Below are 25296 nucleotides of genomic sequence, written 5' to 3' on the forward strand. Positions count from 1 at the left end.
TGGGATCGCACACAGATAGCACGCGGGAGAGTGGTTCACGTATGGCAGGCAAGGCGGGGCGACGCGACTGGGGATTCGTTCGCAAGCTCCCAAGCGGGCGCATCCAAGCCTCGTACCAAGGCCCAGACGGCGCCCGACACACCGCGCCCAACACCTTTGGCGCGAGGATCGACGCCGACGCGTGGCTAGTGGGCGTCCGCAAGCAGATCGACAAGGGGGAGTGGAAGCCCGCCACGGGCCGCGCTGATGACGAGATTCGCTTCGGTGCGTACGCCGACGCGTGGCTTGCCGGGCGTGACCTCAAGCCCCGGACGCGGGCGCACTATCGCTCGTTGCTCGACGCGCGACTGTTGCCGACGTTCGGACACCAACGCCTCGCAGACATCAGCCCCGCCGCTGTGCGCCTCTGGCACTCGTCGCAGGACGCGACGACACCAACGATGCGCGCGCATGCCTATGCGTTACTGCGGACCATCTTCACGATGGCCGTTGCCGACGAGGTTGTGCCCTCGAATCCCTGTCGCGTCGCAGGTGCTGGGACAACCAAGCGGGCAAAGACAATCCGCCCCGCGACCCTCGCGGAACTTGAGACGATCACGGCGGCGATGCCCGAGCGCTTGCAAGCAATGGTGCTGATCGCCGCCTGGGGCGCGCTGCGGTTTGGCGAGCTTGCAGAATTGCGGCGCGGGGACATCGACGTGAAGCGCGGATTGATTCGCATCCGCAGGGGAGTTGTGCGCGTCAACGGCGAGGTATTGGTCGGCACTCCCAAGACGACCGCGGGGCAGCGCGACGTGAACATTCCTCCGCACCTGATGCCCATGCTCGAAGAGCACCTGCGCCTTTACGTGGCGCCCGGAAAGGACGCACTACTGTTCCCTGCCACCGATGGTCGCAACTACTCGCCGAGCGCGCTCGACTGGCACTTCCGCAGGGCACGCGCGGCAGCAGGCCGGCCCGACCTTCGCTTCCACGACTTGCGGCACACGGGCGCAGTGCTCGCGGCCTCGACGGGCGCGACTCTTGCAGAACTCATGGCCCGCCTTGGGCACACGTCACCAGCGGCGGCGTTGCGGTATCAGCACGCTGCGGCAGATCGCGACCGGGCGATCGCTGAGGCTCTCTCAAGCCTCGTCACAGGACGCAACTAGAAACACCAGGAAACGGATTGACACAGGCTGTTACAACGGTGTAGTTCTGGGCGTACAAGTTCAGAACATCGAACCTGTCAGGTAGGAGCAACCGGGCGAACCCGGAGGTCGGCGCGATGCCGGGCTTCTAGCGAGGCGGTGCAACGGGCGGCGCGAGGCCCCCAAGTGGAGCGCGATGCTCCGATCACGGCATGAAGGTGCCGGGCACACCGAGGACACGACGACTCATTGCTGAGTCTTGTGCGCCTCGGTGTTCGTGTTTCCGAAGGGAAGACGCGATGACCCTCGCACCTGTATTGCCGCGGATGCTCTCTCTACAGCAGGCCGCCGAGTACCTAGGCGTTGACGAGAGATCGGTACGCCGCTACATCTCCACCGGAGCAATCCGTGCCCGCCGGCTCCCCAACGGGCGGCTCATCAGGATCGCTCTGGCGGACCTTGACGCGGCCCTCAAGCCCATCCCCGTTGGCGGTGATCAGGATGACGACTAGCGCCAATTCCAACGCCCCGGCGGATGGCCGGGGCGGGGCTTCAAACAGTCAGCAGGGCGACGCTGAGAACACCAGGCTATACGGCGCGAACTCCCACGTCACGCCTTTCGCTGATGCGTGGAGCACCTACCTCGATGGCGGCTGGGGAGTGCTCCCGCTAGACCCGCGGTCGAAGGGCACCCCGCCCGCTGGCACGACCGGCGGCAGCGGCGTTGACTTGACGCCCGACCAACTGGCGAGGTGGGCGAACGTCAACGCGGACGGCAACATCGCGGTGCGCCTGCCCCCCAATGTCGTCGGTCTCGACGTAGACGACTACGGCGACAAGCACGGCGCAGCCAACCTTGAGGCATACCGGCAGGCGCGCGGCCTCCCCGTGCTGCCGCAAGAGTCGTACTCCACTGCGCGCGGGCCAGGTGCTTCCGGCATTCGTTTCTTCCGCGTCCCTGACGGCTGGGAGCCGGTCGGCAGTGGTCCGTGTGACGGCGTTGACTACATTCGCCACAGCCACCGTTATGCCGTCGTTCACCCCTCAATCCACCCTGATGGCGGCATGTATCAGTGGTATGACCCTCACGGGCTGCCTACGTCACCGCCACGCGTGGCTGACCTTCCTTTTCTGCCCGACGCGTGGGTTGACGCCCTCGGCACGCGCCCTGAGGCGGCACCGACGAGACCGGCTGCGACGCGCAGCGACATCGACGCGTGGATGGCGAAGCACGGTGGCCAGGCGGCTTCCACGCACGCGTATGGCCGTACGGCGCTTGACGAGCGTGTGCGAGCGATTCTCGGCGCTGGCGGTGGGAGCCGACACGACACGACCGCTGCGGCGGTGAACCGCGTGTCCGAACTGATCGCCGCAGAGTGTCTTCCGGTGCGCGCTCTTGACGAGCTCCGTGCCGCGTTCGAGGCCGTGAAGCCTGAGGCGCGCGCCACTGAATTTGATGAACTGATCGCGTGGGCGGTGGTGAACACCACAGCGAAGACAGGCTGCCACCTGCATGGCGCGGCACCAACACTCGCCGATCTTCGTGTGCCGGCGCCGGTCGGCGTCGTGAAGGCCACCGTGACGGCGACGGCCATCGCCGATCCGGCAATGATCCTCGACGCGGTTCACGCATTCCTTGGTCGATTCGTTGCGTACCCGGAGCCGTGGACAAGGGTCGCCCACACCCTGTGGGTGGCGCACACGCACTTCATTGACTCGTTCGAATCGACGCCGCGTATCGCGTTCCTGTCGCCCGAGCCGGGCTCTGGCAAGTCGCGGGCGCTCGAAGTGACCGAGTCGCTTGTGCCCCGACCGGTCCACGCGGTGAACGCGACGCCCGCTTACCTGTTCCGAAAAGTTGCGGCGCCGGAAGGCCGTCCGACGATCCTGTTTGACGAGATCGACACCATCTTTGGCCCGAAGGCGAAAGACAACGAGGACGTGCGGGGGATGCTCAACGCCGGCCACCGTAAGGGCGCGATGGCGGGTCGCGCCGTGGTGCGCGGCAGGGAAGTTGTGACGGAGGAACTTGAGGCGTTCAGCGCCGTTGCTCTCGCTGGGCTCAACGACCTGCCCGACACCATCATGACCCGGTCGGTGATCGTCCGGATGAAGCGTCGGGGTCCGAGGGAGAAGATCGAACCGTGGCGTCATCGTGTCAACGCGCCGGAGGGCAACCTGCTCCGCGATCAACTCTCAGTGTGGGCCGCTGCCATCGGCAACCGTGCCACGGATCACTGGCCCCAAATGCCGGACGGAGTTGAGGACCGCAATGCTGACGTGTGGGAGGCGCTGCTGACGGTCGCGGAGCTCGCGGGCGGTGACTGGCCTGCGCGTGCGCGCGCGGCAGCTGTATCGGCTGTGACGGCTTCTCAGGAAGGTGCTGGGGAGAGTCTGGGGGATCACGTTGCTGCGCGACCTCAGAAGGGTGTTCGGTACGAAGCGGTACATGTTCAGTGAGGACCTGGTGAGCGCTCTGTGTGCCATTGAGGATGCACCGTGGTCAAACCTCAGAGGCTTGCCTCTCGGGAAGAACAAGTTGGCTGGGATGCTCAAGAAGTACGAAGTGTCTCCGAAGCCGGTGCGGATTGGGGCAGGTACACGGCGCGGGTATGACGTGTCTGACTTCCATGATCCATGGAGTCGCTACCTCCCACCCCCCGAGCAAGACGTTACAGACGAAACAGACGAAACAGACGAAACAGACGAAACAGAGGGCGCACCCCCTGAGCAAGCCGTGACACCCGATACAGGCGTTGCAGGGGGGCAGTTGTGGTGACGACCGCATCCAAAGAACCCGCTCGCGTCATCTTTGAGCCGAGCGCTTGGCTCCGTGCCGCGTTCCGGCGACGCGTCATCGGCTTGTCGCGTCGTCACGCGACGGTTAGTCCACTGCCCGGGACGCCGGTCGTGGTTGCCTACCTGACTCACGGCGACGTGGAACCCGGCTCTCGTGAGGACCGGACCTGTGATCGCTGCAGGAGTTACTGCCCGCCCGGCGCCGACTACTGCGTGTCGATGATCGTGGCCGACTACTGGGAGCGCCGCTATCACATCGTGTTTGGACTGTGCCCGGCGTGCGCGCGGCTCGAGCACCCCAACGACGTGCGCCTCCCATGACCCGGAGAGGCGTGCTTCCGGGCAACGTGGTCGCGGTACCCGGCCGTGTTGCTGCCGCAATCATTGCGTTGCCAGGTTTCACGACCTTGCGGGCCCGGGCGCGTGGCACGAACTACTACGAGCCGTTGATGTCGTTGTACCGGCTCGGCCTTGAAAACTCGGTTCCGCCGGATGGAACTAGCGACATCGCTCGAGCCGTCGCGGCCCCAAACTGGCTAACAACCGAACAAGCATCGGAGTTCCTCGGTATCGGGCAAAGGGCGGTCGTGAAGCGGCTCTCGAAGGGCCAACTCGGAGGACACAAAGTAGCGCGCCGGTGGCGTGTCGATCGCCAGCACGTTGAAGCACTGATCCAGCCAAGGACCTAGGGAGGCACCACCACGATGGGACGCACACAGCAGGAGATCCTCGACATGGCTCTGGCCCTCCGGACTCGTTGTATGGATGACGCCGGTGTCATTCGTGCCGACGCGCAGCTCACATCCGCCGGGAAGCAGGAGAGAATCGCCGAGTTGCAGGACGACGCGAATCGTAAGCTTCAGCAGTTCCGCGAGGACTACGTCGCAGCCGGAACCGCGGCGGTTGCGGAGTCGATGAAGCAAGCGTTCAGCCACTCGTCGAACTCGGACGTGCTGCTGCTCCGCGATGCAGCACTCCGCGCCCAACAACTCGAAAGCGAAGGCGACGCCTCCGCCCTCCTCGCGACAGCGCTTCGCCAGAACGACGATGCACTCGCCAAGGAGGTGGTGCTACGCGCAATTGACCAGCGGTGGTCCAAGCCGGTGAACGAGTACGCGGCTGCAAAGCCCGGCTACGCCGACGACATCAGGGCCGTGTGGGACGCAGCCGCACCCTCGTCCTGGCGAGACGGCTTCAGCACCGTGGCGATGGCCTTCTCGGACGTCAGTTTGCGAAGTTGACGGGTCGCGGCGACGTCGCGTTAGGCGGGAGTGACGACCACTCTGGACAACGAGGTCGGCGCTAGGTACGCCGCCGCCGTCGCGCCGAGGGCCGCACCCGCGAGCTGTGCTGCGATAAACCACAACGCCGAAGTCGGCGCAATGCCCGCGAAGGTGTCGGTGAACACGCGGGCGACGGTGACGGCAGGGTTGGCGAAGCTTGCCGAGGACGTGAACCAGTACGCCGCGCCGATGTACGCACCCACGGCAGGTGCCACCCACGCGCCGCGTCCTGTCCGGACCATGACCACGATGAGGCCCACCAGGCCCGCTGTGGCCACAACCTCGGCGAGCACGGTGCCGACGCTTGCCCGGTCGGTCGTGGAGACCGCGAGGGGCGCGTGGAACATGGCGACGGCGACTGCCGTGCCGGCGATGCCTCCCGACACCTGCGCGGCGATGTAAGTCGCCTGGGTGCGGCGCTCGGCGGGTTCGAGGACTCGCGCGCTCGCGAGCGTCACGACGGGGTTGAAGTGCGCACCCGAGATCGGCTGTAGCACTGCGATCAAGACCGCCAACCCCAGCGCCGTGGCGAGGGAGTTCTCGAGCAGTTGTAGCCCGACGTCTTGGGGTGAAAGCCGAGACGCGGCGATGCCGGAGCCGACGACGACGGCGACGAGGCCCGCCGTGCCAAGCAACTCGGCGACGGCGCGGCGTGGAAGTGAGGCGGTGTCCATGGTGGACGCATCTTGACAGACCCAGAACACTCAGTCAATATTGACTCAATCATGATTGAGCAACTGACGCTAGAGACTCGCGCGGCGCGGCACTCCGCTCTCGCCGAGCCGACCCGCCTGCGCATCGTGGACCTGCTCCAACTCGGAGACGCCTCGCCCGCCCTCTTGCAGCGTCACCTCGGCATTTCATCGAACCTGCTGGCGCACCACCTCGCCCAACTGGCCGACGCGGGGATCATCGCGCGGCACCGCTCCGAAGGCGACCGCCGACGCACCTACATTCGGCTCGTGCCGGGCACGCTGGATTTCCTTGGGGGAGCGCCGACGCTAGCTGCCGAGCGGGTGCTGTTCGTCTGCACAGGCAACTCGGCGCGCTCTCAACTCGCGGCCGCACTATGGAGCCAGGCGAGCGACGTCCCCGCACTGTCCGCAGGCACCCACCCCGCGCCCGGTGTTTCCCCGGGAGCCGTCGCTGTCGCCGAGCGCCACGGGCTATCCCTCGCCGACGCCCGTCCCCGTCGCATCGCCGACGTAACCACCGGAGGCGAACTGATCGTGACCGTGTGCGACTCGGCATTCGAGGAAATCGGCGATGATGCACGGCTCCACTGGTCTATCGGCGACCCCGTACCCCTCGGCTCCCAGCGCGCGTTCGATGAGGCCTTCGCGCAGATCGCCGCCCGCGTAGAACAACTTGCCCCACACGTCACCAAGGAAGGCACCCCAACATGACCACCGACCAGACTCCCAGCATCGCCGTCCACTTCGAACGGGACCTCACCGACATCACCGACCGCCTGCACAACGAGTTCGCGGGCCTCGCGCCCGACTTCATCGCCGGCATCGTCCGCTCCTCCTACGAGGAACTTGCCTCGCGCGCGACCGTGACCACGTTCGTCCCCACCCTGACGGAGCGGTTCGCCAGACAGCGCCTCACGGCACTAGAGATGGTCGAGGGCGACAAGGCGACCGTGCCGACCGTCCTGTTCCTCTGCATCCACAACGCAGGGCGCTCGCAGATGGCCCTTGGGTTTTTCGAGCACCACGCCCAGGGTCGCGCCATCGCGTGGTCGGGCGGCTCGGAGCCGGGCGACAAGGTCAACCCGTCCGCTGTCGAGGCGATGGCCGAGCGCGGCATCGACATCTCTGGCGCGTACCCCAAGCCCTGGACCACTGAGATCCTCCGCGCGGCCGACGTCGTCATCACCATGGGATGCGGCGACACCTGCCCGTATTACCCCGGCAAGCGCTACGAGGACTGGGTTCTCGAGGACCCCGCTGGCCGGGGCGTCGACGCCGTGCGACCCATCCGCGATGACATCGAACGCCGCGTGCTCGAACTGCTCGGGTCGCTCGGAGTTGCCGCAGCCTGACCCTATGGGGCGACGAGCAGCGACGACACCTGGCCGAGTGTTTCCGGCACGAGCCGGTAGTACGCCCACGTGCCTCGCTTGGAGCGCGTCAGGAAGCCTGCGTCGGTCAGCACCTTGAGGTGATGCGAGACGGTGGGCTGGGAGAGTCCGATCGACTCGGTCAGGTCGCACACGCATGCCTCGTCGTCGTCGTGGGCCGCGACCATCGACAGCAACCGGAGACGTGCGGGGTCGGCGAGCGCTTTGAGAGCGCGGGCCAGCATGTCGGCGTCCTGGCCACTCATGGCGTCCCCAGTCGCGACGGTGCAGCAAGCGTCGAGCTGGATGACGGGAAGCAGTTCACGCGTGGGCATGGGGCCATCCTCGCACGAATATTGACAGGCGTCGATATAGCCAGGCAGACTGCACGCATCGATATCCATCGATGTTCATCAATGGAAGGAGGACGGCCATGTGTAACGACACCGGTTGTTGCCCGCCCGGCTGCTGCTGACGCCGCCAAGCCGCTCCTGAGTGCACCAGGGGCGGCTCCGCAAGACCTCGAAAGGCAATTGAGACCTTGGCGTCAGCGGCGACCACAGCGTCGTCCCGCAGTCGACGAAGCCCACTCCTCAATTGATACAGCAAAGGCTGTATTATCGCGTCATGCCCGTCGCCACTCTGGCCCATGCGAGCGCCTTGGCTCGTCTCGGACACGCGTTGTCTGACGACACGCGGACGCGCATCCTGTTGGCCCTGAGGGATGCGCCAAGCTATCCGTCCGAGCTTGCGGAGGCGCTCGACGTCTCCCGTCAAGTGATGTCCAACCAGCTCGCATGCTTGCGAGGATGCGGCCTCGTCACAGCGGAGGCCGAGGGGCGGCGCACTCAGTATCGGTTGGCGGACCCGGCAATCTCCCACGCGCTGGGCGACATGCTCGGCCTCGTACTCACGGTCGACCCTGCCTGCTGCGGACCAGATTGCACATGCTCATGAGCGCCGTCATGCCGGGTGGTTCACCGCTCGACCCTGAGCGTCGGGCGGTGTTGCACCGCAGGGTGCGCTGGATCGTCGCATTCACGATCAGCTACAACGTGATCGAAGCAGTCATTGCCATCGTCGCCGGGACCAAGGCGTCATCCACCGCGTTGATCGGCTTCGGTCTGGACTCAACCATCGAGGTCGCTTCCGCCGCGGCTGTCGCGTGGCAGTTCACCCGCAAAGACCCCGAGCGGTGGGAGAAGGTCACCGTTCGCGCCATCGCGGTCGCGTTCTTTGCTCTCGCCGCATACGTGACGGTTGACGCGGTGCTGGCGCTCACCGGTCAGGTCGAGGTGGAGCACAGCCCGTTGGGGATCGCCATCACGGTCGCGAGCCTGGTCATCATGCCAGTGCTCGCTTGGGTCGAGACGCGAACAGGCCGTGAGCTCGGCTCGAGGTCCGTGCTGGCCGACGCGAAGCAACTGCTCCTTTGTGTCTACCTCTCAGGCACAGTCTTGCTCGGCCTGCTGGCCAATTCCCTGTTCGGATGGACCTGGGCGGACTCCGTTGCCGCACTTGTCGTCGCCTACCTTGCGCTCCGCGAGGGCATCGAGGCGTGGAACGGGGACGTTGAGTCGCCCTTCGAGGTCTTCGAGGATCTTGAATCTGAGGCCGAGGACGCGGAGAGCGCACCCAGTGAGGCGACAGGGGCAGACGAGTGAGCGGCCCTGGTCACACCCATCAAGCAGCGAGCGAATCGCAAGGGCGCAGACTAAAAGTCGCGCTCGGCATCACCTCCACGATCCTGGTCGCAGAACTCATCGGCGCAGCGATCACGGGCTCCCTCGCGCTTCTCGTCGATGCCGCACACATGGTCACCGACGCCGCTGGGCTAGCCCTGGCCGTTTTCGCCGCCTCGATATCCATGCGCCCAGCGACAGCACGACGCACCTGGGGCTACCAGCGGGCCGAGGTGCTCGCGGCGCTCGCGCAATCCGCGTTGCTGCTCGCCGTAGGCGTCTACGTCGTCGTAGAAGGCATCAGGCGTCTCGCGAGTCCACCGGAGATCGCCTCCGGCCAGCTCGTGTTCTTCGGGGTCGTAGGTCTCGTGGGAAATATCGCCTCGATGCTTGTCCTGGCGGGCCACCGCGACGCCAACTTCAACCTCCGCGCCGCATTCCTGGAGGTCGTCAACGACGCGCTTGGGTCCGTGGCAGTGATTGTCGCGGCGGTCGTGATTGCGGTCACCGGTTGGCTACAGGCGGATGCTGTCGCAGGCTTGCTCATCGGGGCGTTGATACTGCCTCGAGCACTCAAGCTCTTGTGGCAGACGAGTTCGGTGCTCCTAGAGACCACGCCCACTGGCCTAGACCTTGATGACGTGAGGAACCACCTGCTCGGAGTGGATCACGTGCGGGACGTCCACGACCTACACGCCTCGCTCATCGCCACCGGACTTCCCGTGTTGAGTGCCCATGTGGTGGTCGACGACGCGTGCTTCGGCGACGGCCACGCCGGCGCAATCCTTCATGAGCTTCAGGAGTGCGTGGCCGAGCACTTCGATGTGCCAGTGGAACATTCGACGTTCCAGATTGAGCCCACTACCCACCGAGAGCGCGAACACCTCACTCACGACTAGACACGTCCGTGAGGGTGCCGTCAGCACTCGCGCGAGACGTGCAGCGCCCCGTTCGGCTCCACGCGCGCGGCACTGCGGCTCAACCCTTGAGCGACCTCAGCCGTGGTGAAAAAAGACCGCCGGGGAGAGATGTCGCTATGCCCCGGGGGGCGCGCTCGAGTCGAGGGGGAGGGGGCCTCCCCGCCCGGCTAGCCTGCCGGCGTCGCGTGATGGCGTGGCGTGCCCGCCGCTGCCCGGCCTAGGCCTTAGTGCTTCGCCAGAAGGTCGGGCGCCACCAATACAGTTGCGTCATGTCGTCGGGCCACGGCGCGCGCTCTTCGCCGGTGGGTTCGAACGAGTCCGTCAGCAGGTCGATGGGTCTCCAACCCACGTCGACCTGCTCCGAGGGTGCTGGTCGGCGCACCTTCTTCACAAACTCTTCTTGCATCGCACCGAAGGTCGCGTAGGTGATTTGGCTTTGCGCAAGCGAAGGGCCGTTCGCCCCGCCAACCCACCTCGGCCAGCGCAATTGCACTGCGTCGTCTTCCCAGAAGCAAATGCTGCACAACTCGTAGTTGCCAGGCGGCTCGACGAAGGTCAGGTAGCCACAGCACGGGCACGGGTAGGTACCTTGAGGGCGGGTCATGGGACCTACCGTACCGAGGAGGACACGCGACACGCTTTGTTGCTGAACAGGCGACACGTAGTCGTCTTCACCGCGCCTAGCGCCGCCCGTCGCGTATCTGGTAGACGCGGGGAATGCTGAGCCCAAAGATGGCGGCGAGCTCGGTGACGGCGGTGCCGCCGGCGAGTGCGTCACGGATCGCGGCGTCACGCGCTGCGGTGAGTTGCTCGAGTTGCGCGGTGGTTGTGCGGATCCGTTTTGCGAGCGCGCTCAGTTCCTTGGCTTCCATGGCCGGAAGTGTAGGCCGCATGCAGCCATCTTGTCTATAGCGCGCTATAATAGGAAGACACAAGAAACCCCGGCGAGGCGGCAACCTCCCGGGGCGCGGACCCAGTTCGGAAGGAACTAGGACAATGCAAAGTTACACCACCATTGACGAGGCGCTCAGCGTCTACGACGAGGCACTAGACGAGGCTTACGGCGAGCCGATGGGCTACCAGGCTTCGCGCGTTCTCAAGGCCGTTGACCCCATCGCCTACCGATGCGGCTTTCATGACTGGCTAGACGGCGAGGGCGTGGTCAGCGACACGCTTGAGGGCGATTGGGCCGCGCTGTGAGCGGCTACACGCTCGACGGCACCTCCGCGACACTGACGACTGCCGCCCCCGATGGGACCTACTCGCATCCCAGCGGCGAGCGCGGCACCTGGAATGGGTTCGCGGTGCCCAACGCCACCTTTGCCGAGTTGCTCGAGTTCAGCGATGCGGCGTGCGCTGAGGGTGCGCGCTGGGTATTCCGCCCCGTGCTGATCGACGGCGAAATGCTCGTGTTGTTCTTCCCGTGCGACGGGGACTGCCACGCGATGTCGTCGGGCGACTTTTGGCCGCTCGGTGACGGTGAGCACGCCCACCATGACGACGCGTACGAATGGATGGTTCACGGCGAGCATGACCCCGAGTACGTTGACGGGCTGATGTGGGATTGCGTGGAACCGTGAGCACCGTCACGCTCGCGATCATCGTCGCCGTGGCGACCATCGCCAACGCGCTCAGCGGCGACTAGACGAAGCGCGCGTAGAGGGGACCGGGGTGACGTCCGGTACCTTTTTGCCTACCCGGCGCGGAGCACCCTGCCGGCCGTATCAGGCATGACATTGTCACCAGCGGGGCGCCTTCGACGCGGCGATGCCGACGTTTACGTCTATGTAGTCGATGGTGCCGTTCAGGGCGGCGTTATCTGGCGGTCAGGTGAGGCCGTCGAGGTATTCCTCAACTTGCTGCAAGGTGTACCCGTGTACGGTCTCGTGGTTGCCGGCCACGATCCAGGTGTCGGCGTTCACGAGCTCGTAGGGTCCTGCGGTCCTCCATCCGCCGAGGGACTTTTCGAGGCGCAGTCCATGCTGTTCGGCGCGGCGTCGCACACGGTCCTCGTCGGCGTCGGCGGTGTTCTCGCGCGGGTCGCTGGGTGTGGTGCTCATGCGTGCCCCCGAGTCAGTGTTTCGACCGCGGCGCGAATCGTCAGCGCCCCGGACACGTTCATGAGGGTCACGAGTTTCGTGACCGCGCTGTCGAACTTCTTCGCCTCCGCCTTTGCGGCCTCCGCCTCCCGCTGGCGTGTAATCGCAAGGGTGCGGAGGTGGTCGACCGTCCAATTGCCAAGTGGTGCGACCCTCTCGGCGTCAAGGGAGCGTGGGGAAGCCAGGATTTCTTCCATGCGCGTGTGGTCGTCGGAGTTCGTTACGTGGTCCAGAACCCATGTGAGGTCGTCGGGTAGTTGGCGGTCCAGCTCGTCTGCCACGCGGTTGAGTTCCGCCACGATGGTCAGACGGACCAAGGCCTCTCGGGCTGTGGCTTCGTTATCGGCGCGGTTCTCTGGGTCGGCGGTGTCGTCGGGTGCGTCGCTCATGCCTGCCTCCTGTTACGTGAAATGACCCCCTCAGCGGGGACCGGTGTATATCGAGCCTGGCGCGAAAGGCGATATTCCGCAACCGCTCTGAAAAATAACCGTGATTTGCGGGATTATCAGCGGTTTCGATGTTTGACGACATTTTCAAAAATGTGTAGCCAAATCGACCGCTGTGATACGAAGCGGCGACAATGTGTCGTGGAATTCAACAATGTTTGGTCGAATAGCGATGGGTGGCTGCGGGAACCGATTTCAAAGCACGTCAGCCCTTCGCTTCCCACTCACTCCATGCCGCGACTGCGGCTTCAGCGCTCGCCGCACGGATGACGGGCGTTCGGCGCCCCGGTGAGTGCAGCGGAGACACCGACCACGTGAGGCGCCCATCGGTGCGTGTGAGGGTTGCCCACCCGAAGAGCTCGGTGCCGCGCCAGAGAACGGCCATGCCGGGCGTCGTGTGCTCGATGCGGAGCGGTTCGGTCACGCGGTGACGGTACGGACGGGGTCGGACAATGAGTGCCTGGCTCCGCTTCCCCCTGCGTCGAGACGGAGACGCCCGCGCGGCACGGTGGCGCAAACGCCGTGGACGGCTAGGGGGCCGAGAACAGCTTGTCGTCGTCGATGTCGTACGGCTCGCTCACGTAGACGCCTTCGCAGTCGCCATCGGGGAAACGGTGATCGCGCACAATTACGACGTCCACGTTGGCGACGATGGCGGTAGCTAGGTGAACCGCGTCCCACGTCTTGAGGCTGTGCTTGACTCGCAACTCTCCGGCTTTCCGCGCGACAGCGATGGACACGTCCACCAGTTGCGTGTCAGGGGACTCGAGCATGCTGAGAACCGCTTGGCGGGCAACATCGTGCTCTGGGGAGTCCTGTGGGTGTTGATACAGGAACTCGGCGAGGATCGCGGTGGACTCGACGAGTTGGATTTCTCCGCGGTCCACAGCGGCGAGCAGGTTCCGCAGGCAAAGGAACTGCTCGTCGCCCCGGATGACACCGATCAGCGCCGATGCGTCCAGCAGTACCGACCGGATCTTCTCAGGCCTGCCCACGATTTGCCTCCAACCACTCGTCGACGGACATGCCGTCTAGGTAGTTGGGATCGATCCCTATGAGGTCGACCCAGCGCGTCGTCGGCTTGACGAGAACGTCGATTCGTTCGGCTCGCACGTGGAACGCGTGGCCGTCGTCATCCTGGCGCACCAGCCCCGCCACCTCTACGTGCTGGTATAGCGCGTTCTTGAGTTCGTCCCTCAGAGCACTCTCGAACGCGACGCGCACGATCCGCTTGTTTTGCAACCGCAACGAGGCGCGGTTGCCCCGCGACACGTTGAGTCCGACGAGTTCGCCACGCACGACGCCGGGCATCTTGCGCTCGAACGGTTGAAGGTCCGCGAGTCGGTCGCCGAGTTCTTTATTAAGTGTCACGCTGGGGTCGTGCTTCCCACCCACGAGGTAGAGGCGTGGCGGCACCCAATCGGATTCGTCGTCGTTCGGCTGGCCGTGTTCGACGAAGCGGTGGGCGACCTTAACGGCGTCTGGGCTCCAATCCGCAGGCAACCCGCCGCCCGCCTGCACAGCGCTCAAAGAGTTCACGGCGAGGCGCAACCACGTCGATGCGTCGGGGGCGTCGGGCGGTGCGGCAACTTTGGCAACAGCGGAACCGGTTCGCAGTTCGGTGATTTGCCAGGAGATAGGCACGTCGGAGAGTTCGTCCAGGAGCGCGAGCAGGTCAGCGCCCATCGCGAAGAAACGCCCCGCATTGGCCGGGCGACCTTCGTCAACGATGAGTTCGAGCTCTTGCATGGCACCATCATGCTCGCCCACCCTGATATTTCAGCCGATATTCGGTGAAGAGGCGGCGTTGTCGTGCGCGGTTAGGGTCTCGCTTCCCACTGCGTCCACGCCTCGGCCGCCGCCTCAGCGCTAGCGGCGCGTATCTGGGGTGTTGGGCGTCCGGGCGAATGCAGGGGGGATACGGACTACGTGAGGCGCCCATCTGTGCGTGACACGGTTACCCATCCGAAGGGTTCGACTCCCCGCCAGAGGATCGCCGTGCCAGCCGACTTATGTTCGATGCGGAGAGGCCCGGTCATGGCGCCGACGCTTACTCGCAGGTCGCGCGTGGCCTCGCCAGGATTCCTAGCGCCGCGAGTCGCCAGTCTCGTTGCGGTGATTCGCCTCCGCGACAGGCGTTGCCTGCCAGCGCTCGAGGAGCAGTGCGAACACATCGCCGGGGTTGGGTGGATCAGGAATATTGAAGTGATCCCGCAACTCCTCGTCAGTACGCGTACCTATGGTGCGATCCGACCCCAGCTCCGCGACCGCGCTAGACAGCGCGGCGGCCAGCCGGTAGGACTCGAGCTCCACGAGGTGAGCTTTCTCGAAACGACGCTTGAGGACGTTGAACCCGATCACCATGACCAGAGGTAGGAAGAAACCCCGAATGCGTTCTTCACGCTCGAGGCTCGCAGCAGATCGGCCCTGCAACCACCCGTCGTGCCCGGCCCGCACTACGCCCGCCAGTGACCCTTCGAGGTCCGCAACCGTCTCGGCCGTGATCTCGAAGTGGAGAGTGTGCGCCATAGAGTTGCGGACCCGATTCACTGCACGAAGTGCCGCCACCTCGTCATGCGACACGAACCCGAAGCCGGCACACACGTTGACCTTCTGCGCGAACGACATGCGGCCGATTCCGAGTGCGCTCGCATCCTCGGCGTTGTCTTCGAGAATCGCCTCAAGGAAACTCTCGAGAATCAGGTGGCACTTTAGGAACGAGGCGCTCGCGCCGTCACCAGCGAGTATCTGGTTGAAAAGTTCGAATCCTGGGTTCTTCTCGTCATTGGGCACCAAGCAATCCTGGCAGAGGGCGCGGTCTTGGCGCCGTCCGGCACCCCGAACTCCGTGGCGGCGGGCGATCGCCGGTAGCGGTGGACCTTTGTTCGTACGGGGAGCGCCGGGACCACTCGCGCGTCTGACCCTTTCCGTACCATCTAGTTCCAGGCAACGACCTGCACAACAAGGGGGTGGACCATGAAGGACTGGGCTTGGGTGTGGGGCTTGGTCGGAGTGCTCGGCGTGATAGCCGGATTCCTGGCGTTCTGGAAGGCGCGGTCCAGCGATGCCGCTGCGAAATTGTCCCTGAAAGCCGCGCAGGAGTCTGTGACTATCGCCAAGCGCACCGAGGAGCGCGAGACCGAAGCGCACTTTGTCGACTGGGCGGGGATATGGAAAGGCCCCGGCGTATTCATGTTGCACAACACCGGCGACGACACGGCCAACGACGTGAAGTTGGTCCTATACATCGACTACCAGCCGTACAACTTCTACGTGGAGACGCTGGACGGCGACGAGGCAACCGACATTGACGTGCCGAAGGCGTTGCAGCTGTGGGAACAGGGCCGGGATGATCTGGCAGCGCGCCGGTGGAATCGCAAGCAGGAGCGAATCGAAGCGGCCGCGCAGCGTCGCGCTGGGAAGGACGCAACCGGTGCCGCCAAGACGATGAGTGCGCTCGCTGGCTTCGGGATGGATTCGCGGCACCGGACCGAAGAGATGTTTGACCACAAGGTGGGCTTGTACGACGTGCGCTATCGGGTGTTCTGGCGAACAGACCTGGGGACGCCGAAGGATTCAGACTATCGCAAGCACGGCGACGAACTGCTCGGGCCCGCGTACGGCGACACGGACGAGTAGGCGCCCCGCAATGGTGGCCCAGAACGAGACCAGGATGAGACGCCGGGCGGTCGCCGCGAGGCGCACAGCGCGATCTTCCTGGTCTAGATAAGCGGGCGAAGCGCATCGCACGACCCAATCGGAAAGGTTTCGGATCGCACATAGATCGCATGGTGAGAAACACGAAAGGCCACCTAGCAGGAAAGTTCCTGGTAAATGGCCTAGTGCATTGGCTCCCCCGACTGGACTCGAACCAGTAACCTGCCGATTAACAGTCGGCTGCTCTGCCAATTGAGCTACGGAGGATCGCGCTCGAATACTGTACCCGATCACGGGACCGTCCTGGGACACGGAAACGGGTCCGCGCAGGCCTCGCTAGACTTGCGGGCGGCCCGTTCGCGGGCCCAGGGGCGGTAGCTCAGCCGGTTAGAGCAGTGGACTCATAATCCATCGGTCGCGGGTTCAAGTCCCGCCCGCCCCACCACAACTACTTGTCGTCGCGGTCCGTCACGTCGTTGAACTTCTCTGCGGCCCAGTCCTTGACGTCCTCGACCTTGTCCTTCACGGCGGACTTGGCCTGGTCCATCTTGCCTTCGGCCTCCATCTGCTCGTCGCCAGTCGCGGAGCCAACGGCCTCCTTGGCCTTGCCCGCCAGGTCCTCGGCGGCGTTCTGCATCTTGTCTTCCGTACCCATGATTCCCACCTCCAGTGGTGTTGAGGGTCACTAAAGACCACGCCAAAGGCTTGGCATCTATTCCCCCTGCCCAACGGGTTGGCTCAGCCCGCGAGCACGTCGCCTATCGCGATGGGCAGGTTCTCGGCGATGTCGAGCGCCGCCAGAGGACCCCCGGCTGAGGCGAGCAGCCCTGCCCGCGCGTGGATCCACGCGGCGCACGCTCCAGCTTCGGCCGCGGGCAGACCGGCGGCAAGCAAAGACCCAGCAATACCAGCCAGGACGTCGCCGGAACCAGCCGTCGCGAGCCACGCGGGCGCCTCCGGAAGCCAGATCAGCGCGCCGCCAGGGGAGGCGATCACGGTGACCGAGCCCTTGAGCAGCACGGTCGCCCGAGCGGTCTCAGCGAGGAGGCGCGCGTGACCGCCGCGGTCGTGCTCAACGTCGGCGCGGGTCACGTCGTGGCGCAGCGCGCCGAGCGTGCGGATCAGCTCACCTGCGTGAGGAGTCAGGAGCACGCGATCCGCCGAGGCCTCGCGCGCGCCAGCGGCCCTCGACACGGCAACGGACTCGAGCGCGCCGGCGTCCACCACCATGGGCAGCCCGGACGCGGCCACGGACCCGATCGCGGCGTCCTGTTCCGGGTAGTCGGCCACGCCGGGCCCCACCACCCACGCCCGCGCACGAGGCAGGGTCTCCGCAGCGTCGGCGCTGTCGTGGACGATGGCTTCTGGGCGGGCGGCTAGCACCAGGTCCTGTGCCCGCCGGGGGCCCACGTAGCGCACCATCCCGGCGCCCGCGCGGATCGCGCCAGAGACAACCAGCACGGCCGCGCCTGGGTACGCCTCGGAACCCGCGACCACGCCCAAGGTGCCGCGCGAGTACTTGTCGTCCCCAGCGTCGGGCACGGGCCAGCGTTCCGCGACGTCCTCAAGCGCCCACTCCACCGAGCTCACGCCCCTAGCGTGACACAGGCACGGCCCGCTATTGGGGAATGAGCAGGCGGTATATCTCGGAGTCGGCCGGCTCGCCGCGCACGATGACGTCGTCGGGGATGCGCTCCACGTACGTCATTCCAACGTGCTCCATGACGCGCGAGGACGCGCGATTCTGGGGTCGGCAGCGGGCCGTGAACTCGACGATGCCGTGCTCGGCGACGAGGTGATCGAGGAACGTGCCGACCGCCTCCGTGGCGATGCGCTGGCCCCACAGGTCGCGGCGCACCACCCAGCCGAGCTCCCGGACCGTGGGGTTGGCGTCCACGGGTCCACGCAGCGCGCCGAACGCGCTCAGGCCACCGACGACCGTTCCCGCAGGGACCGTTCCGGATGCACCGAGCAGGTCCTTGGCGAGCGTGATCGCCACGTTGAGGGGCGGGCCGGAGGCGACGGCCTCGGCGACGAACGCCTCGGTGTCCTCGAGGGAGTTAGGGCCCCAGTCGGTGAAGAAGCACACGGCCGGGTCCGAGGCGTAGACGTGGACGTGCTCCACGTCGCTCTCGGCGAAGGGACGCAGTACCAGGCGCTCGGACACGACTTCCATGTACTGACGATACTCGGGTGAGTTCACCGTGGCATACGCGCCCATGGGAGAATCCCGCCATGGCCTTTCGTGACATCCGGACCATTGGCGACCCCGTGCTGCGCACCCCATGCGCCCCCATCGAGACCATCGACGACGCGGTGCGTCAACTCGTCGAGGACCTTGTCGAGACCGTGGACCACGACGGGCGCGCGGGCCTCGCAGCCAACCAGATCGGCGTGAGCCTGCGAGCGTTCTCGTGGAACATCGACGGCGACATCGGCTACATCCTCAACCCCGTCATCACTGAGCGGGCGGAGGAGCTGCAGGAGCTCGGCGACGAGGGCTGCCTCTCTGTTCCGGGGCTCTGGTATCCGTGCGAGAGGCCGTCCTTCTCGCGCGCCGAGGGCACCGACCTCGACGGCAACCTCGTGATCGTCGAGGGCGAGGAGATCTGGGCGCGCCTCATCAACCACGAGGTGGACCACCTCGACGGGCACCTGTTCCTCGACCGGCTCAAGAAGGACGTGCGCAAGCAGGCGATGCGGGAGCTGCGCGAGTCGCTGGAGCAGGGCTAGAGCGTCACCCCGACGTCCACGATCACCACGCGCCCGGCCGCCGCCTTGGCCGGGTCGAGCGTCAGGCACAGCTTTGGCGCGGTGAACGTGACGGTGGTGTCTGCGGTGACGTGAGGTGCGCCCGCATCGCCGGAGTCTGGGTCTAGGCCGCTCGGAAGATCCACGGAAATGACCCGGGTACCAGGGGTGATCGCTTCCACCGCAGTTTGCGCGTCCGCTCGCAGACCTCCCGTGCCGCCGATGCCGACAATCCCGTCGATGACCACGTCGGCGGACGCGATCGCGTTCGCCGAACCCTCGGGGTTGACCGCCCACTCGAGAACCTGGCCACCGGCCTCGGCGAGGGCGAGGAGGCCCCTCTTGTGAGCGTCGGGCGACAGCAGTACGGCCGCGACGGGCACGCCGCGCCCGGCGAGCAGCGCTCCGGCGAGCAGGGCGTCGCCGCCGTTGTTGCCGCGGCCAATGAGGAGCGCGACGGAACTCGCGCCCGTGGCCTCTCCGGCCACCGCGGCAGCCGCGCGGTCCATGAGCACCGGCTCAGGGGTGTGCAGCATCGTCACGCGCTCGGCTGCCCTCAGTGCGGACGCGGTCATGGGCTCTGGCTGCGACGCCATGCCCCACTGTCCCACTCACCCCCTCCTTCCGCACGCTGTCGGTACAAGCGGGTCGTTTCCGCGCGCGGAAACGACCGCTATGTACCGACAGGAAGTTGGGGGAGAGGCGCGGCGGAACTTCCGTTTTTCCGCACGGTGAGGCACGATAGGAGCACATCGCGCGCCGTGCGCAACCTTCGAGGCCGTTGGGGAAGACGAACCTCATGGAAGGAAGGGACATGGCAGCAATCACCCGCGGTGTCATTTTCGTGCACTCGGCGACCCGTGCAATGTGCCCCCACATCGAGTGGGCCGTGCGCAACGTGCTGGGTCCGCGCGCATCCTTCGACTGGACCGATCAGCCCGCGGGCACCGGCCTGCTGCGTGCCGAAGTTGCCTGGCAGGGTCCGCAGGGCACGGGGGCCACGCTCGCGTCCGCCCTCAGGGGTTGGGAGCACGTGCGCTACGAAGTGACCGAGGACCCGTCCTTCGGCTGCGACGGCGGACGCTGGTCGCACACGCCATCGCTCGGCATCTTCCACGCCGTCACCGATGTCCACGGCAACATCGTGGTGCCCGAGGACCGCATCCGCGCGGCGCTCGACGCCGGCGGCTCGCTCGCCGACATGCAGCGCGCGATGGACCTCGCACTCGGCACCTCATGGGACGACGAGCTCGAGCCCTTCCGCTACGCGGGGCACGGGGCGCCCGTGCGCTGGCTGCACCGGGTGGGGTAGTGGCGCTCGACGCGACCGCAGTCCTCACGCTGCAGGCCCTCGAGGAGTCGATGTGGCGCGCGGAGACGCGCTTCGATCGCGCCTACATGAACGCCGTGGTGCACCCGGAGTTCACCGAGGTGGGCCGTTCGGGGCGCGTGTTCTCGCGGGACGAGGTCCTCGGCATGCCCCCCGTGCCGATCGCCGTCGACATCCCGCGGGAGACGTTCTCGGTGGCCGAGATCGCGCCGGGAGTCGCTCTCGTGAGCTACGAGACCGTCCCCACGGACTCGAGGCACGGTGCGGCGCACCGGGGTTCGGTGTGGGTGCTCGACGGCTCGCGCTGGCTCTTGCGGTACCACCAGGGCACGCCTGCGGCCCTCTAGCGGGGGCTCAGGCGGTGCCGAAGACCAGCGCCACGTTGTGGCCGCCGAAGCCGAACGAGTTGTTGATCGCCGCGAGATCTCCGGACGCGGGGAGCGCGCCCGGCGTGTTGCGCACGAGGTTGATCGCGAGGTCGGGATCGGGGTTGTCCACGTTGATGGTCGGGGGAGCCTTGCGGTCCTCGAGCGCCTTGATCGTGAAGACGGACTCGAGCGCGCCCGCCCCCCGAGTAGGTGCCCGGTCATGGACTTGGTGGCCGAGACGAGCACGTCGTCGGTGTGGGGGCCGAGCAGGTCGCGGATGCCGCGGGCCTCAATGGGGTCGCCAACAGGCGTCGAGGTCGCGTGCGCGTTGATGTGGCAGATGTCGGCGAGCGTGAGGCCCGCCTGCTCCACCGCGGCGAGCATGGCCCGCTTCTGGCCGTCGCCCGTGGGCTCTGGCGCGGCGATGTGGTACCCGTCCGCGGTGCGGCCGGTTCCCAGCAGTCGCGCGCGAATGCGCGCGCCGCGGGCCACCGCGTGCTCCTCGGACTCCAGCACCATGACGGCCGCGCCCTCGCCAAGCACAAAGCCGTCGCGGTCGATGTCATAGGGGCGTGATGCGCGCTCGGGGTCATCGAGCCGCTTGGACAGCGTCTTCATGGCCGCGAAGGTCGAGATCGGCAGCGGGTGAATCGCCGCCTCCGTGCCTCCGGCAACCACGATGTCGGCGCGTCCAGACTGGATCATGTCGTAGGCGAGCGCGAGGGCCTCGGCGCCGGACGCGCACGCGGAAACCACCGCGTGCGCGCCCGCCTTCGCGCCGAGCTCAAGCTCGACGTACGCCGTTGCCGAGTTGGGCATGAGCATCGGCACGGACAGCGGGAGCACCCGCTCGGGGCCGCGATCGCGCACCGTGTCCCACGCGTCGAGCATGGTCCAGACGCCGCCGATTCCCGTGGACACCACGGTGCCGAGGCGAAGCTTGTCCACCTCGGGCGAGCCAGCGTCCGCCCAAGCCTCGCGCGTGGCGACGATCGCATACTGCGACATCGGGTCCATGCGCTTCATCTCGGGCCGCGTGAGGACCTCATCGGGCCTCACCACGAGCTGGCCCGCGATCGTGATCGGCACGTGGTACTTCTCCACCCAGTCGTACTCGAGAGTGCGCACTCCGGACCTCCCGGCGAGAGCCGACTCCCACGTGCTGGGCACGTCCCCGCCAAGCGGGGTGGTGGCGCCCTAGGCCAGTGACGACGACATTCATGGGGATTCTCCGAAAGTGATGTGGGTGGGACAGACGGGGGAGTTACTACTCCTGGTTGGCGATGAACGTGACCGCGTCGCCGACCGTGACGAGGTTCTTGACCTCTTCGTCGGGGATGCGGACGTCGAACTTCTCCTCGGCAAGCGTGACGATCGTCATCATCGACAGCGAGTCGATGTCGAGGTCGTCGGTGAAGGACTTGTCCATCTGGATCTCAGCGGTGTCGATGCCGGTCTCCTCGGACACGATCTCGGCCAGGTGGGCGAGGACCTCGTTCTCGGGCAGTGCCATGCGGTGCTCCTTAGCGGGTTGGGTGATGCGAGCGCATCAGGTTCAGTGTGAACGTGTACGAATCTAGTCTCTGGGTCCGGTCACGGCAGTTCCACGACCTGCGCGGCGTAGACCAGGCCGGCCCCGAAGCCGATCTGCAGGGCGAGGTCGCCGCTCTTGACGAGCCCCTCGCGGTACAGCCGCTCCGTGGCCAGCGGGATGGACGCCGCGGACGTGTTGCCAGAGTCGGCGATGTCGCGCGCCACGGCCACGGAGTCCGGCAGGCCGATCTGCTTGATCATCTGATCGATGATCCGCATGTTCGCCTGGTGGGGGATGAAGGCCGCGATGTCTGCAGGCGTGAGGCCCGCCGCGGTGATCGCCTCGGACGCTACGGGACCCATCTGGAACGACGCCCACTTGAAGACGGACGGCCCCTCTTGGCGCAGCGTGGGGAACGGCAGCGTGGGGTCGTCGCGCAGCTCGAGCCACGAGTTGGTCTGGCGAATGAGGTCCGCGCCCGAGCCGTCCGAGCCCCAGATGGTGGGGCCGATGGCCGCGTGGTCGGAGGCACCGATGACGACCGCGCCCGCGCCATCGCCCAGCAGGAACGAGATGGAGCGGTCCGTGGGGTCGATGAAGTCGCTCATCTTCTCGGCGCCGATCACGAGCACGTTGCGGCTCTGGCCCGAACGGACCAGCGCGTCCGCCTGCGCGATCGCGTAGCAGTAGCCCGCGCACGCGGCCGAGATGTCCCACGCGGCCGGAGCCTCGATGCCGAGCCGGGTCGCGAGCGTTGGCGCACCGCCGGGCGTCATGTGCGGGAACGAGATCGTCGAGAGGATGACGGCATCCACCTCGGAAGCGTCAAGGCCGGCGTGGGCCAACGCGTCGCGAGAGGCCGCCTCGGCCAGGTCGAGCAGCGAGGTGTCCGCTCCGGCGCGCACGCGCGTGATCATGCCGGTGCGCTGACGGATCCACTCGTCGGAGGACTCGATGGGGCCGGCGATGTCGTCGTTCGTGACGACGTTCTCGCCGCGTGCCACGCCGAGCCCTCGAATGCGAGAGAACTCCGGGCCTCGCCGGATGGTCATCTTGGTCACGCGTGCTCCTCCACCAGTTCGCGGGCGGACGCAAGGTCGTCTGGCGTCTTGAGCGCCACCGCCGGTACGCCCTTCATGACGCGCTTGGCGAGCCCGGTGAGGACGCCGCCCGGCGCCACCTCAATGATGCCCGTCACGCCGAGTTCCAGCATCCGCTCCATGCAAAGGTCCCAGCGCACGGGGTTCGCCACCTGGCGCACGAGCCGTGCGAGCGCCTCGTCGCCGCTGCCGACCGCCGTGCCGTCTGCGTTCGAAAGCAGGGTGGCGGTGGGCTGGCTTGGGCTTATGCCCGACGCTGCCGCGGCCAGGGCGTCGACGGCCGGGGCCATGAAGTGGGTGTGGAAGGCGCCGGCGACCTGCAGCTCGATCACGCGGGCGCGAGCGGGCGGGTTCGCCACGAGCTCGCCGATGGCGGCCTTCGAGCCCGCAGCGACCACCTGGCCGCCGCCGTTGACGTTGGCCGGGGTGAGGCCAAGGGCGGCGAGCGCGGCGTCGACCTCTGTGGTCTCGCCTCCAAGGACCGCGGCCATCGAGGTGGGCTCCGCAGCGGCCGCGGCGGCCGCCATGGCGGCCCCGCGGGTCGTGACAAGCGAGAGGGCCTCCGCGTCCGTGAGGACGCCTGCCAGCGCCGCGGCTCCGAACTCGCCGACAGAGTGACCCGCCACGACCGATCCGGCGGGTACGCCGTCGGCCAGCAGGGCGCGGGCGGTGAGGAGGGCCGTCGCCACGAGGAGCGGCTGGGCGATCGCGGTGTCGCGGATGGTGTCCGCGTCGGACGTGGTGCCGTGGGCGGCAAGGTCTACGTTGGTGGCTTCCGACAACGCGGCGAGGTGTGCGGCGACCGCGTCAATCTCGAGCCATGGGCTCAACATTCCGGGGGTCTGCGCACCCTGGCCAGGGCACAGGACGGCAAGCATGGTTACTAGCGTGCCTCACTTCCGGGGTTCGTGGCGGGTTCGGCGGGCACCGATTCGGTACGCGCCCTTTGTCGATATCCTACAAAACTGTGCGTGAGGAGTCTCTCAGCCTGCCGAGCGCAAAGGCGGTCTCGAGGACGTGAGCGTCGCGAGTGGACAAGACGTCCCAGCCCGTCAGCTCCGCGACCTTCTTGAGGCGATAGCGCACGGTGTTGGCGTGCACGAACATCGTGCGGGCGGCCAGCTCCAGCGATCGCCCGCAGTCGAGGTAGGTGGCCACGGTCTCGGCGAGGGAGCCGCCGGCCTTCACGATGGGGTCGTATGCCACCGCGATGAGTCGATCTCGCGCCGAGGTGTCGCCGATCAGCACGCGCTCGGGGAGCAGGTCGTCGGCGGACGCCGGACGTGGCGCGAGAGCCCAGGCGGGCGCGGCGCTGCGTCCCGAGAGCGCCGCCCTCGTTGACCGTGCCACCTCGAGCAGCGTGACCGCGGGCGGTCCGGTGACGACGGGCCCGGCGCCGAAGCACGCGAGGAGCTGCGTCGCGAGATCGGACACCGCGAGGTCGCTGCGGGCGATGATCACGAGGTCCTCGCCGTGGATCCCCACGAGGGCCCCCGGGGCGGCGCGGCGAATGGAGCGGCGCAACTCTGCCGACTGGACCTCACCCAAAGGCCCGTCCGTGCTGCCAACCATCGCGAGCGTCGGGCCTGGCTTCCACCCAAGCGCCGCCGCGCGCGAAGGCAGGTCGTCGTCAACCTCGCCGCGAACGAGCGCATCGACAACCAGCGCCTCGAGCCGCGCGTCCCACGCCCCTCGCGTCTCCGCGGCCCTGGCGTAGACCTCCGCGGCCGAGAACGCGATCTCGCGCGAGTAGCGCAGGATGGCCTCGCGAAGCGCCTGCTCCGAACCTGGTGAAGCGAAGTCGTCAGACTGCTCCTCGACGATCCGCACGAGCGTGCGCACGATCGCGAGAGTGTGCTGCAGCGAGATGGAGCGCGTGAGCTCCGGAGGGGCGGCGGCGAACACCTCCGCCGCGCCCCGCGTGTGCGCGGCGGGATTCTCATACCAGCCGATGAACGCGTCCACCCCGGCCTGGGCGACCGTTCCGACCCACGACCGCTCCTGCGCCGGCAGATCGGAGAACCACTTGTAGTTCTCGTCGAGGCTCTTGAGGGCCGCCGTGGTGAGGCGGCCGCTGCCTGCGCGGAGCTTGCGCAGGGTCTGCGCTCGCATCTCCGCCGTGACCATGGCGC

The 25296-nt window shown here is 66.7% G+C and carries 34 protein-coding genes, 2 tRNA genes and 1 pseudogene; 17 read left to right on the plus strand and 20 right to left on the minus strand.

The annotated features are described in order from the left end of the window. Nucleotides 1–41: 41 nt before the first annotated feature. From NVV57_10655 to NVV57_10675, 5 genes are all read left to right on the plus strand, one after another. Entirely contained in the window at nt 42–1151 is a 1110-nt protein-coding gene (locus NVV57_10655) for a site-specific integrase (protein ID MCR6713115.1), read from the plus strand. Nucleotides 1152–1429: 278 nt separating this feature from the next. Beyond that, nucleotides 1430–1642: a helix-turn-helix domain-containing protein gene (locus NVV57_10660; GenBank protein MCR6713116.1), complete on the plus strand. Its 213-nt coding sequence runs from the start codon at nt 1430–1432 to the stop codon at nt 1640–1642. Then, nucleotides 1632–3590: a DUF3631 domain-containing protein gene (locus tag NVV57_10665; protein MCR6713117.1), complete on the plus strand. Its 1959-nt coding sequence runs from the start codon at nt 1632–1634 to the stop codon at nt 3588–3590. Before NVV57_10660 ends, NVV57_10665 begins: the two co-directional genes overlap by 11 nt. Before the next feature lie 450 nt (nt 3591–4040). Next, nucleotides 4041–4250: a hypothetical protein gene (locus tag NVV57_10670; protein MCR6713118.1), complete on the plus strand. Its 210-nt coding sequence runs from the start codon at nt 4041–4043 to the stop codon at nt 4248–4250. Nucleotides 4251–4690: 440 nt separating this feature from the next. Continuing rightward, the gene (locus tag NVV57_10675) at nt 4691–5170 is read left to right on the plus strand and encodes a hypothetical protein (protein ID MCR6713119.1); all 480 of its coding nucleotides are present in this window, start codon (nt 4691–4693) and stop codon (nt 5168–5170) included. Nucleotides 5171–5190: 20 nt separating this feature from the next. Here NVV57_10675 and NVV57_10680 read toward each other — a convergent pair whose 3' ends face one another. Continuing rightward, entirely contained in the window at nt 5191–5886 is a 696-nt protein-coding gene (locus NVV57_10680) for an aquaporin (protein ID MCR6713120.1), read from the minus strand. Nucleotides 5887–5937: 51 nt separating this feature from the next. On the opposite strand from NVV57_10680, the gene NVV57_10685 reads away from it, so the two are divergent. Both NVV57_10685 and NVV57_10690 read left to right on the plus strand, forming a co-directional pair. Then, nucleotides 5938–6618: a helix-turn-helix domain-containing protein gene (locus tag NVV57_10685; GenBank protein ID MCR6713121.1), complete on the plus strand. Its 681-nt coding sequence runs from the start codon at nt 5938–5940 to the stop codon at nt 6616–6618. Continuing rightward, nucleotides 6615–7259: an arsenate reductase ArsC gene (locus NVV57_10690; GenBank protein MCR6713122.1), complete on the plus strand. Its 645-nt coding sequence runs from the start codon at nt 6615–6617 to the stop codon at nt 7257–7259. Before NVV57_10685 ends, NVV57_10690 begins: the two co-directional genes overlap by 4 nt. 2 nt (nt 7260–7261) lie before the next feature. Here the strand turns inward: NVV57_10690 and NVV57_10695 are convergent, their stop codons facing one another. Continuing rightward, the gene (locus NVV57_10695) at nt 7262–7612 is read right to left on the minus strand and encodes a metalloregulator ArsR/SmtB family transcription factor (GenBank protein ID MCR6713123.1); all 351 of its coding nucleotides are present in this window, start codon (nt 7610–7612) and stop codon (nt 7262–7264) included. Between the two features lie 292 nt (nt 7613–7904). On the opposite strand from NVV57_10695, the gene NVV57_10700 reads away from it, so the two are divergent. From NVV57_10700 to NVV57_10710, 3 genes are read left to right on the plus strand one after another with little or no spacing between them, the layout of a single operon-like run. Next, complete coding sequence (locus NVV57_10700; protein MCR6713124.1) at nt 7905–8234, plus strand: metalloregulator ArsR/SmtB family transcription factor; 330 nt, start codon at nt 7905–7907, stop codon at nt 8232–8234. Beyond that, a complete protein-coding gene (locus NVV57_10705) occupies nt 8231–8941 on the plus strand; it encodes a cation transporter (protein MCR6713125.1) in 711 nt (236 codons plus the stop codon). The genes NVV57_10700 and NVV57_10705 overlap by 4 nt, the downstream gene beginning before the upstream one ends. Continuing rightward, nucleotides 8938–9858 (plus strand): cation diffusion facilitator family transporter, encoded by a 921-nt coding sequence (locus NVV57_10710; protein ID MCR6713126.1) that lies wholly within the window; start codon nt 8938–8940, stop codon nt 9856–9858. The genes NVV57_10705 and NVV57_10710 overlap by 4 nt, the downstream gene beginning before the upstream one ends. Nucleotides 9859–10096: 238 nt before the next feature. Here the strand turns inward: NVV57_10710 and NVV57_10715 are convergent, their stop codons facing one another. Together NVV57_10715 and NVV57_10720 are read right to left on the minus strand one after the other, a co-directional pair. Continuing rightward, nucleotides 10097–10483: a CPCC family cysteine-rich protein gene (locus NVV57_10715; GenBank protein ID MCR6713127.1), complete on the minus strand. Its 387-nt coding sequence runs from the start codon at nt 10481–10483 to the stop codon at nt 10097–10099. Between the two features lie 76 nt (nt 10484–10559). Beyond that, nucleotides 10560–10751: a hypothetical protein gene (locus tag NVV57_10720; GenBank protein MCR6713128.1), complete on the minus strand. Its 192-nt coding sequence runs from the start codon at nt 10749–10751 to the stop codon at nt 10560–10562. A 124-nt stretch (nt 10752–10875) separates the two neighbouring features. Between NVV57_10720 and NVV57_10725 the strand changes: the two genes are divergently transcribed. Further along, entirely contained in the window at nt 10876–11079 is a 204-nt protein-coding gene (locus NVV57_10725) for a hypothetical protein (protein ID MCR6713129.1), read from the plus strand. Next, nucleotides 11076–11459 (plus strand): hypothetical protein, encoded by a 384-nt coding sequence (locus NVV57_10730; GenBank protein ID MCR6713130.1) that lies wholly within the window; start codon nt 11076–11078, stop codon nt 11457–11459. Before NVV57_10725 ends, NVV57_10730 begins: the two co-directional genes overlap by 4 nt. A 246-nt stretch (nt 11460–11705) precedes the next feature. On the opposite strand, the gene NVV57_10735 is transcribed toward NVV57_10730, so the two are convergent. From NVV57_10735 to NVV57_10760, 6 genes are all read right to left on the minus strand, one after another. Beyond that, nucleotides 11706–11939, minus strand: a complete 234-nt coding sequence (locus NVV57_10735; GenBank protein MCR6713131.1) for a hypothetical protein — start codon at nt 11937–11939, stop codon at nt 11706–11708. Continuing rightward, the gene (locus NVV57_10740; protein MCR6713132.1) at nt 11936–12367 is read right to left on the minus strand and encodes a hypothetical protein; all 432 of its coding nucleotides are present in this window, start codon (nt 12365–12367) and stop codon (nt 11936–11938) included. The genes NVV57_10735 and NVV57_10740 overlap by 4 nt, the downstream gene beginning before the upstream one ends. Nucleotides 12368–12629: 262 nt before the next feature. Next, the gene (locus tag NVV57_10745; protein MCR6713133.1) at nt 12630–12848 is read right to left on the minus strand and encodes a hypothetical protein; all 219 of its coding nucleotides are present in this window, start codon (nt 12846–12848) and stop codon (nt 12630–12632) included. Between the two features lie 106 nt (nt 12849–12954). After that, nucleotides 12955–13419, minus strand: a complete 465-nt coding sequence (locus NVV57_10750; GenBank protein MCR6713134.1) for a PIN domain-containing protein — start codon at nt 13417–13419, stop codon at nt 12955–12957. Then, the gene (locus NVV57_10755) at nt 13406–14173 is read right to left on the minus strand and encodes a hypothetical protein (GenBank protein MCR6713135.1); all 768 of its coding nucleotides are present in this window, start codon (nt 14171–14173) and stop codon (nt 13406–13408) included. The genes NVV57_10750 and NVV57_10755 overlap by 14 nt, the downstream gene beginning before the upstream one ends. 336 nt (nt 14174–14509) lie before the next feature. Next, a complete protein-coding gene (locus NVV57_10760) occupies nt 14510–15217 on the minus strand; it encodes a hypothetical protein (GenBank protein MCR6713136.1) in 708 nt (235 codons plus the stop codon). 183 nt (nt 15218–15400) lie between these two features. On the opposite strand from NVV57_10760, the gene NVV57_10765 reads away from it, so the two are divergent. Continuing rightward, nucleotides 15401–16063 (plus strand): hypothetical protein, encoded by a 663-nt coding sequence (locus tag NVV57_10765; GenBank protein MCR6713137.1) that lies wholly within the window; start codon nt 15401–15403, stop codon nt 16061–16063. Nucleotides 16064–16272: 209 nt separating this feature from the next. On the opposite strand, the gene NVV57_10770 is transcribed toward NVV57_10765, so the two are convergent. Continuing rightward, nucleotides 16273–16348 (minus strand) — tRNA-Asn (locus NVV57_10770). A 101-nt stretch (nt 16349–16449) separates the two neighbouring features. On the opposite strand from NVV57_10770, the gene NVV57_10775 reads away from it, so the two are divergent. Further along, nucleotides 16450–16526, plus strand: a tRNA-Ile gene (locus NVV57_10775). Nucleotides 16527–16529: 3 nt separating this feature from the next. Here NVV57_10775 and NVV57_10780 read toward each other — a convergent pair. The 3 genes from NVV57_10780 to NVV57_10790 form a co-directional block, all read right to left on the minus strand. Further along, nucleotides 16530–16736, minus strand: a complete 207-nt coding sequence (locus NVV57_10780) for a CsbD family protein (GenBank protein MCR6713138.1) — start codon at nt 16734–16736, stop codon at nt 16530–16532. Between the two features lie 83 nt (nt 16737–16819). Then, nucleotides 16820–17671, minus strand: coding sequence for an NAD(P)H-hydrate dehydratase (locus tag NVV57_10785; GenBank protein ID MCR6713139.1), 852 nt, complete (start codon nt 17669–17671; stop codon nt 16820–16822). A 28-nt stretch (nt 17672–17699) separates the two neighbouring features. Beyond that, on the minus strand, nt 17700–18257 hold the full coding sequence (locus NVV57_10790; GenBank protein MCR6713140.1) for a GNAT family N-acetyltransferase: 558 nt from the start codon (nt 18255–18257) through the stop codon (nt 17700–17702). Nucleotides 18258–18316: 59 nt separating this feature from the next. On the opposite strand from NVV57_10790, the gene NVV57_10795 reads away from it, so the two are divergent. After that, nucleotides 18317–18814: a peptide deformylase gene (locus tag NVV57_10795; GenBank protein MCR6713141.1), complete on the plus strand. Its 498-nt coding sequence runs from the start codon at nt 18317–18319 to the stop codon at nt 18812–18814. On the opposite strand, the gene NVV57_10800 is transcribed toward NVV57_10795, so the two are convergent. Beyond that, nucleotides 18811–19443 carry an NAD(P)H-hydrate epimerase gene (locus tag NVV57_10800; GenBank protein ID MCR6713142.1) on the minus strand — a complete coding sequence of 211 codons (633 nt, stop codon included), beginning with the start codon at nt 19441–19443 and terminating at the stop codon, nt 18811–18813. The genes NVV57_10795 and NVV57_10800 overlap by 4 nt on opposite strands. A gap of 203 nt (nt 19444–19646) precedes the next feature. Between NVV57_10800 and NVV57_10805 the strand changes: the two genes are divergently transcribed. Further along, the gene (locus tag NVV57_10805; protein ID MCR6713143.1) at nt 19647–20144 is read left to right on the plus strand and encodes a DUF3145 domain-containing protein; all 498 of its coding nucleotides are present in this window, start codon (nt 19647–19649) and stop codon (nt 20142–20144) included. After that, nucleotides 20144–20509 carry a nuclear transport factor 2 family protein gene (locus NVV57_10810; protein ID MCR6713144.1) on the plus strand — a complete coding sequence of 122 codons (366 nt, stop codon included), beginning with the start codon at nt 20144–20146 and terminating at the stop codon, nt 20507–20509. The genes NVV57_10805 and NVV57_10810 overlap by 1 nt, the downstream gene beginning before the upstream one ends. A gap of 7 nt (nt 20510–20516) precedes the next feature. On the opposite strand, the pseudogene NVV57_10815 reads toward NVV57_10810, so the two are convergent. From NVV57_10815 to NVV57_10835, 5 genes and pseudogenes are all read right to left on the minus strand, one after another. Next, nucleotides 20517–21752, minus strand: a pseudogene (locus NVV57_10815) (beta-ketoacyl-[acyl-carrier-protein] synthase family protein). Nucleotides 21753–21797: 45 nt separating this feature from the next. Next, nucleotides 21798–22043 carry an acyl carrier protein gene (locus NVV57_10820; protein ID MCR6713145.1) on the minus strand — a complete coding sequence of 82 codons (246 nt, stop codon included), beginning with the start codon at nt 22041–22043 and terminating at the stop codon, nt 21798–21800. Nucleotides 22044–22123: 80 nt separating this feature from the next. After that, on the minus strand, nt 22124–23116 hold the full coding sequence (locus tag NVV57_10825) for a ketoacyl-ACP synthase III (GenBank protein ID MCR6713146.1): 993 nt from the start codon (nt 23114–23116) through the stop codon (nt 22124–22126). A gap of 5 nt (nt 23117–23121) precedes the next feature. Next, on the minus strand, nt 23122–24042 hold the full coding sequence (locus NVV57_10830) for an ACP S-malonyltransferase (GenBank protein ID MCR6713147.1): 921 nt from the start codon (nt 24040–24042) through the stop codon (nt 23122–23124). Between the two features lie 79 nt (nt 24043–24121). After that, the gene (locus NVV57_10835) at nt 24122–25291 is read right to left on the minus strand and encodes a helix-turn-helix domain-containing protein (protein ID MCR6713148.1); all 1170 of its coding nucleotides are present in this window, start codon (nt 25289–25291) and stop codon (nt 24122–24124) included. Nucleotides 25292–25296 lie beyond the last annotated feature (5 nt).

The organism is Demequina sp., from assembly GCA_024707205.1.
Taxonomy (GTDB): domain Bacteria; phylum Actinomycetota; class Actinomycetes; order Actinomycetales; family Demequinaceae; genus Demequina.

Excerpts from the sequence above, each read along its gene's own strand:
- NVV57_10805 (MCR6713143.1), top strand. The coding sequence starts at position 19,647 with ATGGCAGCAATCACCCGCGGTGTCATTTTCGTGCACTCGGCGACCCGT.
- NVV57_10735 (MCR6713131.1), bottom strand. The coding sequence starts at position 11,939 with ATGAGCACCACACCCAGCGACCCGCGCGAGAACACCGCCGACGCCGAC.
- NVV57_10740 (MCR6713132.1), bottom strand. The coding sequence starts at position 12,367 with ATGAGCGACGCACCCGACGACACCGCCGACCCAGAGAACCGCGCCGAT.
- NVV57_10795 (MCR6713141.1), top strand. The coding sequence starts at position 18,317 with ATGGCCTTTCGTGACATCCGGACCATTGGCGACCCCGTGCTGCGCACC.
- NVV57_10695 (MCR6713123.1), bottom strand. The coding sequence starts at position 7,612 with ATGCCCACGCGTGAACTGCTTCCCGTCATCCAGCTCGACGCTTGCTGC.
- NVV57_10655 (MCR6713115.1), top strand. The coding sequence starts at position 42 with ATGGCAGGCAAGGCGGGGCGACGCGACTGGGGATTCGTTCGCAAGCTC.
- NVV57_10765 (MCR6713137.1), top strand. The coding sequence starts at position 15,401 with ATGAAGGACTGGGCTTGGGTGTGGGGCTTGGTCGGAGTGCTCGGCGTG.
- NVV57_10780 (MCR6713138.1), bottom strand. The coding sequence starts at position 16,736 with ATGGGTACGGAAGACAAGATGCAGAACGCCGCCGAGGACCTGGCGGGC.
- NVV57_10665 (MCR6713117.1), top strand. The coding sequence starts at position 1,632 with ATGACGACTAGCGCCAATTCCAACGCCCCGGCGGATGGCCGGGGCGGG.
- NVV57_10690 (MCR6713122.1), top strand. The coding sequence starts at position 6,615 with ATGACCACCGACCAGACTCCCAGCATCGCCGTCCACTTCGAACGGGAC.
- NVV57_10675 (MCR6713119.1), top strand. The coding sequence starts at position 4,691 with ATGGATGACGCCGGTGTCATTCGTGCCGACGCGCAGCTCACATCCGCC.
- NVV57_10685 (MCR6713121.1), top strand. The coding sequence starts at position 5,938 with ATGATTGAGCAACTGACGCTAGAGACTCGCGCGGCGCGGCACTCCGCT.
- NVV57_10820 (MCR6713145.1), bottom strand. The coding sequence starts at position 22,043 with ATGGCACTGCCCGAGAACGAGGTCCTCGCCCACCTGGCCGAGATCGTG.
- NVV57_10825 (MCR6713146.1), bottom strand. The coding sequence starts at position 23,116 with ATGACCATCCGGCGAGGCCCGGAGTTCTCTCGCATTCGAGGGCTCGGC.
- NVV57_10725 (MCR6713129.1), top strand. The coding sequence starts at position 10,876 with ATGCAAAGTTACACCACCATTGACGAGGCGCTCAGCGTCTACGACGAG.
- NVV57_10720 (MCR6713128.1), bottom strand. The coding sequence starts at position 10,751 with ATGGAAGCCAAGGAACTGAGCGCGCTCGCAAAACGGATCCGCACAACC.
- NVV57_10680 (MCR6713120.1), bottom strand. The coding sequence starts at position 5,886 with ATGGACACCGCCTCACTTCCACGCCGCGCCGTCGCCGAGTTGCTTGGC.
- NVV57_10755 (MCR6713135.1), bottom strand. The coding sequence starts at position 14,173 with ATGCAAGAGCTCGAACTCATCGTTGACGAAGGTCGCCCGGCCAATGCG.
- NVV57_10705 (MCR6713125.1), top strand. The coding sequence starts at position 8,231 with ATGAGCGCCGTCATGCCGGGTGGTTCACCGCTCGACCCTGAGCGTCGG.
- NVV57_10660 (MCR6713116.1), top strand. The coding sequence starts at position 1,430 with ATGACCCTCGCACCTGTATTGCCGCGGATGCTCTCTCTACAGCAGGCC.
- NVV57_10790 (MCR6713140.1), bottom strand. The coding sequence starts at position 18,257 with ATGGAAGTCGTGTCCGAGCGCCTGGTACTGCGTCCCTTCGCCGAGAGC.
- NVV57_10715 (MCR6713127.1), bottom strand. The coding sequence starts at position 10,483 with ATGACCCGCCCTCAAGGTACCTACCCGTGCCCGTGCTGTGGCTACCTG.
- NVV57_10835 (MCR6713148.1), bottom strand. The coding sequence starts at position 25,291 with ATGGTCACGGCGGAGATGCGAGCGCAGACCCTGCGCAAGCTCCGCGCA.
- NVV57_10700 (MCR6713124.1), top strand. The coding sequence starts at position 7,905 with ATGCCCGTCGCCACTCTGGCCCATGCGAGCGCCTTGGCTCGTCTCGGA.
- NVV57_10830 (MCR6713147.1), bottom strand. The coding sequence starts at position 24,042 with ATGCTTGCCGTCCTGTGCCCTGGCCAGGGTGCGCAGACCCCCGGAATG.